Here is an 11,742-nt window from a genome sequence, read left to right as displayed (position 1 = left end):
TACGGCTCCCCCGGCAGCGCCTGCCAGGGGACGAGGCGGTGGGTGTCGCCCCAGGTGCCGGCCGGTGGGGCGGCGGCGACCTCCTCCACGGCGGCGCGTACGGCGGCGGCGCGGTCGATGCCGTACAGCTCCTCGGCCCTGAGCAGGTGTTCGAGGGCGAAGCCGATGCGCGGGGTGAGGGCCAGCCAGGGGAGCAGGACCTCGGGGTGGGCGGGCGGGTCGGCCAGGGCGGCGAAGACCGGGTGTGCGGCGAGGTGGCGTACGACCGCGCCGCGCACCGCCGCGTAGACGGCGGCCTCGGTGCTGTCGGCGTCCATCCGGCGGTTCCAGGACAGCAGGCGGTCACGGAGGCCGGCCGCCTCGGGGGTCAGGTGGTCGAGGGCGGCGAGGTGGTCGAGGAGGGGGCCGGCGGAGGCGAGGTGGGTGTCGGTGTGGATCGCGGACAGCTCGGCGGCGGACCATGTGCGGCGCTCGTCGAGCAGGGCGCGGATGCGGTCGGCGCGGTGCGGTGGGGCGAACTCGATGCCGAGGGGGGTGGCGGGGCCGCGCTGGTTGGCCATCACGGCGATGCCGTCGGTCAGACCGGCGTACGGCATCTCGTGCCAGCCCTGCCAGGCGTGGCCGGGGTGCCAGGCGGGGACCGGGCGGGTGCGGTTGGGCTCCGCCCGGAGCGGGACCCGGCCGGCGACCCGGTGCAGGAGGCCGTCCTCGGTGTCGGCTGCCTGGACGACGTTCACCGGCTCGGCCCAGCTGTCGAAGGCGGTGTCGATGTCCTCGACGCGACGGGCGCGGAGGAGGGGGAGGAGGGTGCTGAAGCCGAGGTCTTCGGTCACCCGGGGTGGGTAGCGGAGGGCGAGGGCGGTGGGTTCCGCCTCGGCTTCGCCTTCGGCGGGCATCCCGTTCCCACCCGGCGGGACGTCCTCGCCGTCGGCGGCTCGCGGGTTGTGGGCGGGGGCGCGGGCGGGCTGTGCAGCCGCGGCTGTCTCCGGTCCCTGGGGACCCCCGGCAGCGACCCCCGACTCCAGCCCCTCCGGGCCCCCGGCGATCACCGGTCCCCGGTCCGTCTCGATCACCTCGATCTCGACCGGGTCCTCGCCCGCGACCTCCACCTTTTCCGTGTGGCGCGGGGCGCGGTGCCAGTGGCCGTCGGGGCCCAGGGCCTCCACGCCGGCGCCGGTGCGGCGCAGGCGTTCCCGGTAGAGGTCCTGGTAGTCGGCCATGGCGTTGGTGATGGCCCAGGCGACCGTGCCGGTGTGGCCGAAGTGGGCGATGCCGGGGACGCCGGGGACCGCGAGGCCGACGACGTCGAACTCGGGGCAGGAGAGGCGGATCTGCTGGTAGATGCCGGGGGCCTCGATGAAGCGGTGGGGGTCGCCGGCGATCAGGGGGCGGCCGGTGGCACTGCGGGCGCCGGAGAGGAGCCAGCCGTTGCTGCCGGACGTGCCGGGGCCGTCGGTGGCGAACAGGGCGACCGCCTCGGGGCCGAGGTGCCGTATCGCCTCCTCGCGCCACAGCTTGGCCGGGAAGCCCGCGAAGAGGATGTGCGCGCCGAGCCAGATGCCGAGCGGGGTCCAGGGCTGCCAGGGGGTCGGGGTGAGGCCGGTTCGGGCGAACTCGGGGGCGCGGCGGGCGCCCTCCGGCAGGCCCTCGTTGACGCCGGCCACATACGCCCGGACCCAGTCCGCGGTCTCCGGGTCCCGGCTCTCCAGCGCGGTGAAGCAGCGTCTCGCGGTGTCGTCGAGGCGGGCGCGGCGGGCGAAGACGTCCCAGGGGAGGGCGCTCGCGCCGAGGAAGGAGGCCGAGGTGCCCTGGGAGCGGTGCCGCTCGACCTCGATCTGCCAGGCGCGGTCCAGGGCGGTGACCCGGCCCTGGGCGCGGGCGAGGGCGCGGGGGCCGGAGGCGCGCAGGTGGGGGATGCCCCAGGCATCGCGGTAGGTCTCGTTGATCACCCTGGGACTCCCCTTTGCTTTAGGTTAGCCTTGCCTAAGCCATTGGCGGGAATCGTACGCGAGGGGTGGAGACGCGATGGGGCAGGGGCGCGGATGGGAGGGCGCGGTCCTGAAACTGCTGCGCGCGAAGGACTTCGTGTGCACGGTCACGGAGGCCGAGGACGTCACCCCGCACTACCGGCGGCTGCGGATGACCGACGGCGGGCTGCTCGCCGCCACCGGTGTCCACCCGACGATGTGGGTACGGCTGTGGTTCTCCGACGGCGGCCGCCCGCACCAGCGGGCCTTCACCCTGGTCGACCCGGACCCGGAGACCGGCACCTTCGGCCTGGAGTTCGCCCTGCACGACGGGTGTGCCGCCGACTGGGCGCGGGCGGCCCGGCCCGGCGACACCATCGAGGCGACTGTCCAGGGCACCGGTTTCCAGCACCCCGAGCCCGCCCCCTCGCACCTCGTGGCCATCGGCGACCCGGCCTCGCTGCCCGCGATCAACTCCCTGCTCGGCACCCTGGGTCCGGTGCCGGCCACGATCTGGTTCGAGGGCGCCCTGGACGGCCTCCCCTGCCACGCCGAACCGTCCCGCCACGAGATCCGCGAGGTGCCCCGCCGGGACGCGGGCTCCCACCTCGCCGACCGCATCCGCACCGAACTGCCCGCCGTCCTCGACGGCACCCCGGACCCCTACGTCTGGATCGCCTGCGACACGGCCACGACCCGCATGCTGGCGTCGTACGTGCGCAAGGAGCTGGGCGTGCCGAAGGCCCGGGTGCATGCCCTGGGGTACTGGCGCGCGTCCTGACGACGCAGGCGCGATCATCGACCCATGGACGTCACCCTGCACCTCGCCCAGGACCCCGAGGCCGATGCGCTGCTCGGGCGCAGTCCGCTCGCCGCGCTGACCGGAATGCTGCTGGACCAGCAGGTTCCGATGGAGTGGGCGTTCAAGGGACCGGTGACCATCGCCGGCCGGCTGGGCGCCGAGGACCTGGACGCGCACGAGATCGCGGCGATGGACCCGGAGGCCTTCGCCGCGCTGCTCTCCGAGAAGCCCGCCGTGCACCGCTACCCGGGCTCGATGGCCAAACGCATCCAGCAACTGTGCCAGTACCTCGTCGAGCACTACGACGGAGACGCCGAGCGGGTCTGGAAGGGCGTCACGGACGGGCAGGAACTGCTGAAGCGGCTCCAGGACCTGCCCGGGTTCGGCAGGCAGAAGGCGCAGATCTTCCTCGCGCTGCTCGGCAAGCAGCTGGGCGTGCGGCCGACGGGCTGGCGGGAGGCGGCCGGCGCCTACGGCGAGGCGAAGTCATTCCGGTCCGTCGCCGACATCACCGGACCCGAGTCGCTGGCCAAGGTGCGCGCCCACAAGCAGGAGATGAAGGCGGCGGCCAAGGCCGCGAAGACCGCGGGGAAGTGAGCCTCAGCCGGGTGGCCCCGCCCGGGTGGCGGGTCCCGTCCGGGGGGTCCAAGCATGGAGCATGACCGAGGCACCCAGCGGCAACCCCTCCTGGGGGCGTGAGTACGACGACCGGAACGTCCACGCGGGACAGGCCCCGCAGGGACACCACGAGCCCGAGCCGCCCTTCGAGGGCCCCCTGCACGCCCTGTCCCGGGCCGCCTGGCAGGTCGTCCTGCTCACCGGCATCGCCTCGCTGATGCTCGGCGTACTGGTGCTGGTCTGGCCGGGTCCCTCCCTGCTCGCCGCGGGCGTCCTGTTCGGCGTCTACCTCGTCGTCAGCGGCGTCTTCCAGCTGATCGCCGCGTTCGGCACCCACAAGACGACCTCGCTGCGCGTGCTCGCCTTCATCAGCGGCGCCCTGTCCATCCTGCTGGGCCTGTTCTGCTTCCGCGGCCCCATGCAGTCGCTCCTGCTGCTGGCCCTGTGGATCGGCATCGGCTGGCTGATCCGCGGGATCACCCAGACCCTGGCCGCCGCCTCCGACAGCCGCATGCCCGCCCGGGGCTGGCAGATCTTCCTCGGGGTCATCACCTTCGTCGCCGGGATCGTGCTGATCGACTCGCCGTTCGAGTCGATCGCCGTGCTGACCCTCGTCGGCGGCTGGTGGCTGGTGGTCGTCGGCATCGTGGAGATCATCACCGCGTTCCGCATCCGGGGCCGGGCCAAGCAGGTTCCGCATACGGTGTGACCGGCGTCAACGGCATGGTCCCCCGGGTACGCCGAGCGAGCGGTTCTCGCGCGCCGCACGATGCGGTGCGGGTGCCGCGCGGGCACAGACCTGCCATGAGCAGGACCCCGAGCCGATCCCGTAGCCGTGCCTGGCTACGGGCCCTCGTGCTGCTCCTCGCCCTGTGGGTGCCCGGCGCCCACGTGCAGGCCCAGGTGGCGCCCGCCCTGGCCGTGTCGGCCGAGTCCGCCGAGCACGACGTCCTGGACACGCTGCTGCGGCCGCCCGCCCGCGCCCTCCACCAGGTCGACGCACCCGAACGCGTCGCGCCCCTGCCCGCTGCGGCGACGCCGGCCCGTCCGGCGCTGCGCGCCTGCCCCGCCGTACCGCGGCCCCCGTACGCCGTGCCCCTGCTGAGGACGGTGGTCCTGCGCTGCTGACCGCGCCTTCCCCCCAGGCCAGGTCAGCTCGACGCAAGGAAGAACCATGCCCACAGACCCGTACGCGGTCCTGCGCGCCCTGCTGCGCGCGGAGGCCAGGCGCAACGCGCCGCCCACCCAGCCGGAACGGAAGACCCCGCAACCCCAGCAGCCGCCGAAGAACGACGCCTGCTGACCCCGCGGCGGAGGCGGCCCCACCGCCTCCGCCGCACCGAACCCCTACCGCCTCCGCCGAGCCGTGCCGAACAGGGAGCGGGTGATCTCTCGGCCGATCTGGGTGCCGACCGAGCGGGCCAGGGATCTGAACATCCCGCTGCTGACCACCTGTTCCACGAGCGACGGCTCCTCCTTGGGCGGCCTCGTCCTCGGGGCCCGGGAGGCTTGCGGGGGCTGCGGGGCCTGCGGCCGCTCGGTGCTCAGCTTCTCGTACGCCGACTCGCGATCCACAGCCTGTGCATAACGTCCGTAGAGCGGGGATCCGTGCACCGTCCGGTCCAGTTCGGCTCCGTCCACCGGGCCCATCAGGGACTCCGGCGCGCGCAGCCGGGTGGCGGCGACCGGGGTCGGGGCGCCCTTCTCGCTGAGCACGGTCACCACGGCCTCGCCGGTGCCGAGGCCGGTGAGGAGTTCCTCCAGGTCGTAGGCGGAGTTCGGGAAGGTCTTCACGGTCGCCTTCAGCGCCTTCTGGTCGTCCGGGGTGAAGGCCCTGAGCGCGTGCTGGACACGGTTGCCCAGTTGGGCGAGGACGTCGGACGGGACGTCCTTCGGCGTCTGGGTCACGAAGAAGACGCCCACCCCTTTCGAGCGAATCAGGCGCACCGTCTGGGTGATCGAGTCCAGGAAGGCCTTGGAGGCGTCGCTGAACAGCAGATGGGCCTCGTCGAAGAAGAAGACCAGCTTGGGCTTGTCGACGTCGCCGACCTCGGGCAGGTCGTGGAAGAGGTCGGCCAGCAGCCACATCAGGAACGTCGAGAACAGCTGCGGCTTGTCCTGGACGGCGGGGAGTTCCAGCACCGAGACGACGCCCCGCCCGTCCGGCGCCTTACGCAGCAGGTCGGCCGTGTCGAACTCCGGCTCGCCGAAGAAGTCCGCCATGCCCTGCGCCTCGAAGGCGGTCAGGGAGCGCAGGATCACCCCGGCCGTGGCGGTGGACAGGCCGCCGATGTTCTTCAGCTCGGCCCTGCCCTCGTCCGAGGTCAGGAACGCGACGACCGCCCTGAGGTCCTTGAGGTCGATCAGCTCCAGGCCCTTGGTGTCGGCGTAGTGGAAGATCAGGCCGAGGGACTGCTCCTGGGTCTGGTTGAGCTGGAGCACCTTCGACAGCAGCACCGGGCCGAAGCTGGTGACGGTGGCCCGCACCGGGATGCCGTGGCCGAGCCCGCCGAGCGCGAGGAACTCGGCCGGGAAGCCGGCCGGCGTCCACGTCCGGCCCACCTCGGCGGCGCGTTGCCGGACCCGGTCGTTCGCCTGCCCGGGCTGCGAGATGCCGGACAGGTCGCCCTTGATGTCCGCGAGGAACACCGACACGCCCTGCGCGGAGAGCTGTTCGGAGATCAGCTGGAGGGTCTTGGTCTTGCCGGTGCCGGTGGCGCCCGCGACCAGACCGTGCCGGTTCAGCATGGGAAGCGGGATGCGGACCGGTGCGTCCGGACGGCAGTGCCCGTCCCACAGCAGGGCGCCGAGGTCGAGGGCGGGACCGGTGAAGTCGTACCCGGCGGCGATCGTCCGGGCCTCGGCGGGGAGCGTCTCGCTGTCACTCATCTCCGACCCCTGTTCCCGATAATCACCGGTATGACCCGCTTCGCTACGGCATTTCCAGCGTCGCACTCCGTCGCCATGGCTGCGCCCGGAACGTCTTGACCGGTAGGCTTTCCGTGTGATCTTCAAGCGCATCGGAAACGGCCGGCCGTACCCCGACCACGGCCGGGAAAGCACCCGGCAGTGGGCGGATGTCGCGCCGCGCCCGGTCCGCCTCGATCAGCTCGTGACGACCAAGGGGCAGCTCGACCTGGAAACCCTGCTGGCCGAGGACTCGACGTTCTACGGCGACCTCTTCGCGCACGTCGTGAAGTGGCAGGGCGACCTCTACCTGGAGGACGGCCTCCACCGTGCGGTCCGCGCCGCCCTCCAGCAGCGCCAGGTGCTGCACGCGCGCGTTCTCGAACTCGACTGACCGGGACGCGACACGGCTGTTGGCCCTTTCGGGTTCCGCTGAGCGGCGTCGACTGATCATCTAATAGGCATCGCCGCTCGCGCGCACTACGCTGCGCCCATGAGCATGCTGACTCCCCCAGGCATGGGCGGCCAGTACCGGATCACGGGGGACAAATACCCTCGGATGCGGCCTCCCCGGCGACGCGGCAGGCTCGTGTTCGCCGTGCTGGCGTCCGTCACCGCGCTCGGTCTGATCGGCTGGGGCACGCTGCAGCTCATCGACGTGTTCACCGGCGGCGACAAGAAGACCTCGGGGGCCGGTGCCAAGGCGGACTGCCGCACCAAGGCGAGCCCCGCCGCCGAGACCAGGGCACTGCCCCGGCCCGGCGAGATCACCGTGAACGTCTACAACGCCACCGCGCGCACCGGGCTCGCCAAGGGGACCGCGGACGAGCTGAAGAAGCGCGGCTTCAAGGTCGGTGACGTGGGCAACGCGTCCAAGGAGTTCGACAAGAAGGTCAAGGGCACCGGGATACTCCTCGGCCCGGCCTCCGCACTGAACACCTCGCTGCCGGTGCTCGCCACCCAGTTGGCCGGCGCCGAGCGCCGCACCGACGCCGCCCGCAAGGGCACCGCACTGGACCTGATCATCGGCGACGGCTTCAAGAACCTCACGCAGCGGACGGCCGCCGACCAGGCCCTGGTCAAGCTGACCGAGCCCGAGCAGACGCCCGCCACGAAGAAGAACTGCTGAAGAAGAACTGCTGAAGGAAATCTGCCGCAGCAGAGCTGCTGCGGAGGAGCCGCCGGGGCGGCCCGGCCGGGTTACTCCGCCGCGCCGTACAGCCGGTCCCCCGCGTCTCCGAGGCCGGGGACGATGTAGCCGTGCTCGTTGAGGTGGTCGTCGACGGCCGCCGTGACGACCGTGACCGGGGTGCCCGCCAGCTCGCGCTCCATGACCTCGACGCCCTCCGGGGCGGCGAGCAGGACCACGGCGGTCACGTCGTCGGCGCCGCGCTTGATCAGCTCCTGGATGGCAGCGACCAACGTGCCGCCCGTGGCCAGCATCGGGTCCAGCACGTACACCTGACGGCCCGAGAGGTCCTCCGGCATGCGCGAGGCGTACGTGGAGGCCTGCAGCGTCTCCTCGTTGCGGATCATGCCCAGGAAGCCCACCTCGGCGGTCGGCAGCAGCCGGACCATGCCGTCCAGCATGCCGAGACCGGCCCGCAGGATCGGCACGACCAGCGGACGGGGGCGGGCCAGCTTGACGCCGGTGGTCTGCGCGACCGGCGTCCTGAGGTCGACCTGCTCGGTGCGCACGTCCCGCGTGGCCTCGTAGGCGAGCAGGGTGACCAGTTCGTCGGCGAGCCGCCGGAAGGTCGCGGAGTCGGTGCGCTGGTCGCGCAGCGTGGTGAGCTTGTGGGCGACCAGGGGGTGGTCGACGACGTGGAGACGCATGCCCATAACAGTAGCCGCGCTCGGCCGCCCCTCGCTCTGGCATCAAACCCCCCGTCCGAGGGAAAGTGGGAGGGACGGACACGGGGTGGTGTGACTGTGCCTGACCTGCCTGACCGCGAGACCGGCGCCGCCGCCGACACCGGGGGTGCCTCCCGGCCCGAGCGACCCGAGACCGAAGCCGAGCGCCGGCGCCGCCGCGCCCAGTTCCTGCGCGACCTCGCCGAGGCCCGCGCGCTGCGCGAGCGTGTCCAGCCCCGGCGCGCCAAGGCGGCCCGGCTGCGGCACGCCATGCGGATGCGGACGTTCCGCTGGTAGGGAAGGCCGTCGGTGCCCGCTCCCGGGGAAGATCCCGGCCAGGAAGATCAACCCGCGTGGCGGTGTTCACTGGGCGCGGGTGCGTGAGCGCCTGGCAAAGCCGCGTACGATCCGCAGGTGGCGGCAACAAGCGCGCTGGTGGGTGGTTTACGGATCCACGATCAAAACAGCCAGACACAGGGAGCCGAAGACGTCCCCTGGACGCCTTGTTTCTGCCACGATTCCGAGTGGGTGGGCTCGGAGCACAGCTCTCCCCGCCCAGAACCTCCGCCGGGGGGACCCCCAACCGGCACGCCTATGACCAGTGGGAGAGTCACGGTGTACTTCGCCGCACTGCTCGCGCGCACCGAAGACGGGTGGGAAGCGAGCGACACAGAGCTCGACGATGTGGAGACCCTGTCGGATCTGGCCGACCTGGCCCGGGAAGCCTCTCCCGACGAGGACACGGTGTTCGTCCTGATCGAACAGGAGGACGCCTGGTTCGGTCTCGTCCGCGTGGACGGCGAGGAGGACCCTCGCATCTTCGTCTCGGACGCGGCCGCCGCCGCCCGCAGCTCCTACGGGGAGCTGCTGCTCACGGACGAGCTGCTCGGCCGTGAGCCCGGCGCCGACGACGGTCCCGACCTGGACTCCCTGGACCTCGACGGCACCGAGGACGGCGAGTCCGAGGAGAACGACGAGGACGACGAGGAGACCGCCGCCGTCGGCGGGGTGCCGCACGGCCCGGTGGGCGACGGCCGGATCCTCGACGACCTGGGCGTCACCGAGAAGGAGCTGCGGGGCCTCGACCCGAACGAGGCGCTGGCCGAGATCGCCGAGGCCCTGGGCGCCTCGGAGGTCCTGGAGACCGTCCGCTGACCGCACGGGACACGGCAGACGCGCCCGACCCGGTACGCGACCGCTGGCGGGCCGCGATGCGGCTCGCCCTGGACGAGGCCGGACTGGCCGTCCGGGGCGGGGACGTTCCCGTCGGCGCCGTCGTACTGTCCCGGGACGGTACGACGGTGCTCGCGACGGGCCACAACGAGCGCGAGGCCACCGGCGACCCCACGGCTCACGCGGAGGTCCTCGCGATCCGGCGGGCCGCGGCCAGTTTGAGAGACTCTGCGGCGCGAAGCGCCTCCGGCAAGGGTGGTGGTGGGCGACGGGCGGGCGAGTGGCGGCTGAGCGGCTGCACGCTGGTGGTCACCCTGGAGCCCTGCACGATGTGCGCGGGCGCGCTCGTGCAGTCCCGCGTGGACCGGGTGGTCTACGGCGCCCGCGACGACAAGGCGGGCGCGGCCGGCTCCCTCTGGGACGTCGTACGGGACGCCCGGCTCAACCACCGGCCCGAGGTCATCGAGGGCGTGCTGGCCGAGGACTGCGCCCGGGTTCTCACGGAGTTCTTCCGGGACCGCTGAATACCGATTTCAAACCATGCCCCACCTTGCTGTAAGGTCTCCCTCGGTAGCGTGTCCGAGCGGCCGAAGGAGCTCGCCTCGAAAGCGAGTGTGGCGCAAGTCACCGAGGGTTCAAATCCCTCCGCTACCGCTGAAGAAGGGCCCCGTCTCGCGACGGGGCCCTTCGTGCATGGTCCAAAAGCCCTCGACGGGCGGGCCGTTGGCCCTCATGAGAGGCGCGAAGGTTACACTCGCCGCCGGCAACAGGGGTCCCACGGGGCATACAGGCGCAGGGAGGCTGCGGTGACGGTGAACGCCAAGAAGATCGCCGTGTACGTGCTCGTGGTCTTCGCGCTGTACGTGATCATCACGGACCCGGCCAAGGCGGCCGACTACGTCCAGATAGGCTTCGAGGGCATATCGGACGCGGCCAAGGCCATAGGCGACTTCATGACCTGGGTCGCCCACGGAGGAAAGAGCTGAGGTACACCCCATGATCCGCCACCTGGTCCTCTTCAAGCTCAACGAGGGCGTCGAGCGCGACGATCCGCGGGTCGTCGAGGGCGTGGCGGCCTTCCGGGCGCTCGGCGGTCAGATCGAGGAGCTGCGCTTCTGGGAGTGCGGCTGGAACACCAGCGACCGGCCGATCGCCTACGACTTCGCCATCAACTCGGCGGTCGAGGACACGGACGCACTGAAGCGGTACCTGGAGCACCCGGCCCACCAGACGGGTGTCGCTCTGTGGCGCGAGTTCGCCACGTGGGTGATCGCCGACTACGAGTTCTGAGCCACACGCTCCAGAAGCCCCCCGCCGGACCGGCGGGGGGCTTTCCTGTCTCTTATGACCCAACTTGGCGCTGTTTAACCACAACACGGCGTTATCAGGTGCTTGCACACAGTGCACATGTCTTGTGATGCTATGACCGCTTTTGACGGATGATTGACCGATGAAGAGGTGGCGTTGACCGTGTCGGCCAGTACTGCGCCGCCCCAGGACGAGGCGCCCGCCCCAGCCCCCGCCTCACCTCCCCCCGCCTCCGCTCCCCCCGCCCCCGCCACAGCCCCTCCCGAGCCCGAGAGACGCCGCGGCGCCGACACCCGCGCCCTGACCCAGGTCCTTTTCACCCAGCTGAAAGACCTCAAGCCGGGCACGCCGGAGCACACCCGCGTGCGCGGGGCGCTCATCGAGGCCAACCTCCCGCTCGTGCGCTACGCGGCCGCCCGCTTCCGTTCCCGCAACGAGCCGATGGAGGACGTGGTCCAGGTCGGCACCATCGGCCTGATCAACGCCATCGACCGCTTCGACCCCGACCGGGGCGTGCAGTTCCCGACCTTCGCGATGCCGACCGTCGTCGGCGAGATCAAGCGGTACTTCCGGGACAACGTCCGCACGGTCCACGTACCGCGCCGACTGCACGAGCTGTGGGTGCAGGTCAACAGCGCCACCGAGGACCTCACCACGGCCTTCGGACGCTCGCCGTCGACCGCCGAGATCGCCGAGCGGCTCAGGATCAGCGAGGACGAGGTGCTCTCCTGCATCGAGGCGGGACGGTCGTACCACGCCACCTCACTGGAGGCCGCACAGGAGGGCGACGGGCTGCCGGGCCTGCTGGACCGCATCGGCTACGAGGACCCGGCGCTGGACGGCGTGGAACACCGGGATCTGGTCCGCCATCTTCTCGTCCAACTCCCCGAGCGGGAACAGAGAATCCTTCTCCTGCGCTACTACAGCAATCTCACCCAGTCTCAGATCAGTGCGGAACTCGGTGTGTCGCAGATGCACGTCTCCCGGCTACTCGCGCGTAGCTTCCAGCGGCTGAGGTCCGCGAATCGGATCGAGGCATAACCGGCGCACAGGCGCACGGTCCGGAACACACCAGATCGCACCCAATCGCAAGCAGGATCGACGGGTAACCGG

16 protein-coding genes and 1 tRNA gene are annotated in these 11,742 nt (G+C 71.6%); 14 read left to right on the top strand and 3 right to left on the bottom strand.

The window, feature by feature from the left end:
• Nucleotides 1-1,949: penicillin acylase family protein (locus tag ABZ471_RS35520; RefSeq protein WP_359072394.1), on the bottom strand; the 1,949-nt coding region annotated here is incomplete at its 3' end.
• 76 nt (nucleotides 1,950-2,025) lie between these two features.
• Between ABZ471_RS35520 and ABZ471_RS35515 the strand changes: the two genes are divergently transcribed.
• The 5 genes from ABZ471_RS35515 (at nucleotide 2,026) to ABZ471_RS35495 (ending at nucleotide 4,690) form a co-directional block, all read left to right on the top strand.
• Nucleotides 2,026-2,748: a siderophore-interacting protein gene (locus ABZ471_RS35515; RefSeq protein WP_359072393.1), complete on the top strand. Its 723-nt coding sequence runs from the start codon at nucleotides 2,026-2,028 to the stop codon at nucleotides 2,746-2,748.
• Nucleotides 2,749-2,772: 24 nt separating this feature from the next.
• Nucleotides 2,773-3,366: an HhH-GPD-type base excision DNA repair protein gene (locus tag ABZ471_RS35510; RefSeq protein WP_359072392.1), complete on the top strand. Its 594-nt coding sequence runs from the start codon at nucleotides 2,773-2,775 to the stop codon at nucleotides 3,364-3,366.
• 61 nt (nucleotides 3,367-3,427) lie between these two features.
• A complete protein-coding gene (locus ABZ471_RS35505) occupies nucleotides 3,428-4,096 on the top strand; it encodes an HdeD family acid-resistance protein (protein WP_359072391.1) in 669 nt (222 codons plus the stop codon).
• 95 nt (nucleotides 4,097-4,191) lie between these two features.
• Nucleotides 4,192-4,515, top strand: coding sequence for a hypothetical protein (locus tag ABZ471_RS35500; RefSeq protein ID WP_359072390.1), 324 nt, complete (start codon nucleotides 4,192-4,194; stop codon nucleotides 4,513-4,515).
• Between the two features lie 46 nt (nucleotides 4,516-4,561).
• Nucleotides 4,562-4,690 carry a hypothetical protein gene (locus tag ABZ471_RS35495; protein ID WP_359072388.1) on the top strand — a complete coding sequence of 43 codons (129 nt, stop codon included), beginning with the start codon at nucleotides 4,562-4,564 and terminating at the stop codon, nucleotides 4,688-4,690.
• Nucleotides 4,691-4,734: 44 nt separating this feature from the next.
• Here the strand turns inward: ABZ471_RS35495 and ABZ471_RS35490 are convergent, their stop codons facing one another.
• Entirely contained in the window at nucleotides 4,735-6,276 is a 1,542-nt protein-coding gene (locus ABZ471_RS35490; RefSeq protein ID WP_359072386.1) for a helicase HerA-like domain-containing protein, read from the bottom strand.
• 115 nt (nucleotides 6,277-6,391) lie between these two features.
• Between ABZ471_RS35490 and ABZ471_RS35485 the strand changes: the two genes are divergently transcribed.
• Both ABZ471_RS35485 and ABZ471_RS35480 read left to right on the top strand, forming a co-directional pair.
• The gene (locus tag ABZ471_RS35485; protein ID WP_003999914.1) at nucleotides 6,392-6,688 is read left to right on the top strand and encodes a type II toxin-antitoxin system VapB family antitoxin; all 297 of its coding nucleotides are present in this window, start codon (nucleotides 6,392-6,394) and stop codon (nucleotides 6,686-6,688) included.
• A 99-nt stretch (nucleotides 6,689-6,787) separates the two neighbouring features.
• Complete coding sequence (locus tag ABZ471_RS35480; protein WP_359072384.1) at nucleotides 6,788-7,423, top strand: LytR C-terminal domain-containing protein; 636 nt, start codon at nucleotides 6,788-6,790, stop codon at nucleotides 7,421-7,423.
• Between the two features lie 71 nt (nucleotides 7,424-7,494).
• Here ABZ471_RS35480 and upp read toward each other — a convergent pair whose 3' ends face one another.
• Entirely contained in the window at nucleotides 7,495-8,130 is a 636-nt protein-coding gene (upp, locus tag ABZ471_RS35475; RefSeq protein WP_359072383.1) for a uracil phosphoribosyltransferase, read from the bottom strand.
• A gap of 96 nt (nucleotides 8,131-8,226) precedes the next feature.
• On the opposite strand from upp, the gene ABZ471_RS35470 reads away from it, so the two are divergent.
• From ABZ471_RS35470 to ABZ471_RS35440, 7 genes are all read left to right on the top strand, one after another.
• Complete coding sequence (locus ABZ471_RS35470; RefSeq protein WP_359072380.1) at nucleotides 8,227-8,445, top strand: hypothetical protein; 219 nt, start codon at nucleotides 8,227-8,229, stop codon at nucleotides 8,443-8,445.
• Nucleotides 8,446-8,763: 318 nt separating this feature from the next.
• Nucleotides 8,764-9,303 (top strand): hypothetical protein, encoded by a 540-nt coding sequence (locus tag ABZ471_RS35465; RefSeq protein WP_359072396.1) that lies wholly within the window; start codon nucleotides 8,764-8,766, stop codon nucleotides 9,301-9,303.
• Nucleotides 9,304-9,359: 56 nt separating this feature from the next.
• Nucleotides 9,360-9,845, top strand: a complete 486-nt coding sequence (locus tag ABZ471_RS35460) for a nucleoside deaminase (protein ID WP_359072379.1) — start codon at nucleotides 9,360-9,362, stop codon at nucleotides 9,843-9,845.
• Nucleotides 9,846-9,890: 45 nt separating this feature from the next.
• Nucleotides 9,891-9,975 (top strand) — tRNA-Ser (locus ABZ471_RS35455).
• Nucleotides 9,976-10,127: 152 nt separating this feature from the next.
• Complete coding sequence (locus ABZ471_RS35450; protein ID WP_359072378.1) at nucleotides 10,128-10,307, top strand: hypothetical protein; 180 nt, start codon at nucleotides 10,128-10,130, stop codon at nucleotides 10,305-10,307.
• 10 nt (nucleotides 10,308-10,317) lie between these two features.
• Nucleotides 10,318-10,611 (top strand): Dabb family protein, encoded by a 294-nt coding sequence (locus ABZ471_RS35445; RefSeq protein WP_359072376.1) that lies wholly within the window; start codon nucleotides 10,318-10,320, stop codon nucleotides 10,609-10,611.
• A gap of 174 nt (nucleotides 10,612-10,785) precedes the next feature.
• Nucleotides 10,786-11,670, top strand: coding sequence for an RNA polymerase sigma factor SigF (locus tag ABZ471_RS35440; protein ID WP_359072395.1), 885 nt, complete (start codon nucleotides 10,786-10,788; stop codon nucleotides 11,668-11,670).
• Nucleotides 11,671-11,742: the final 72 nt, after the last annotated feature.

Source organism: Streptomyces sp. NPDC005728, from assembly GCF_040630895.1.
In the GTDB taxonomy this organism is placed as follows: domain Bacteria; phylum Actinomycetota; class Actinomycetes; order Streptomycetales; family Streptomycetaceae; genus Streptomyces.
This window is presented reverse-complemented; position numbering and strand designations above follow the sequence as displayed.

What these genes read in the sequence shown, in the direction of transcription:
- ABZ471_RS35505 (WP_359072391.1), top strand. Translation starts at nt 3,428, where the DNA reads ATGACCGAGGCACCCAGCGGCAACCCCTCCTGGGGGCGTGAGTACGAC.
- ABZ471_RS35445 (WP_359072376.1), top strand. Translation starts at nt 10,318, where the DNA reads ATGATCCGCCACCTGGTCCTCTTCAAGCTCAACGAGGGCGTCGAGCGC.
- ABZ471_RS35500 (WP_359072390.1), top strand. Translation starts at nt 4,192, where the DNA reads ATGAGCAGGACCCCGAGCCGATCCCGTAGCCGTGCCTGGCTACGGGCC.
- ABZ471_RS35460 (WP_359072379.1), top strand. Translation starts at nt 9,360, where the DNA reads ATGCGGCTCGCCCTGGACGAGGCCGGACTGGCCGTCCGGGGCGGGGAC.
- ABZ471_RS35480 (WP_359072384.1), top strand. Translation starts at nt 6,788, where the DNA reads ATGAGCATGCTGACTCCCCCAGGCATGGGCGGCCAGTACCGGATCACG.
- ABZ471_RS35490 (WP_359072386.1), bottom strand. Translation starts at nt 6,276, where the DNA reads ATGAGTGACAGCGAGACGCTCCCCGCCGAGGCCCGGACGATCGCCGCC.
- ABZ471_RS35510 (WP_359072392.1), top strand. Translation starts at nt 2,773, where the DNA reads ATGGACGTCACCCTGCACCTCGCCCAGGACCCCGAGGCCGATGCGCTG.
- ABZ471_RS35515 (WP_359072393.1), top strand. Translation starts at nt 2,026, where the DNA reads ATGGGGCAGGGGCGCGGATGGGAGGGCGCGGTCCTGAAACTGCTGCGC.
- upp (WP_359072383.1), bottom strand. Translation starts at nt 8,130, where the DNA reads ATGCGTCTCCACGTCGTCGACCACCCCCTGGTCGCCCACAAGCTCACC.
- ABZ471_RS35495 (WP_359072388.1), top strand. Translation starts at nt 4,562, where the DNA reads ATGCCCACAGACCCGTACGCGGTCCTGCGCGCCCTGCTGCGCGCGGAG.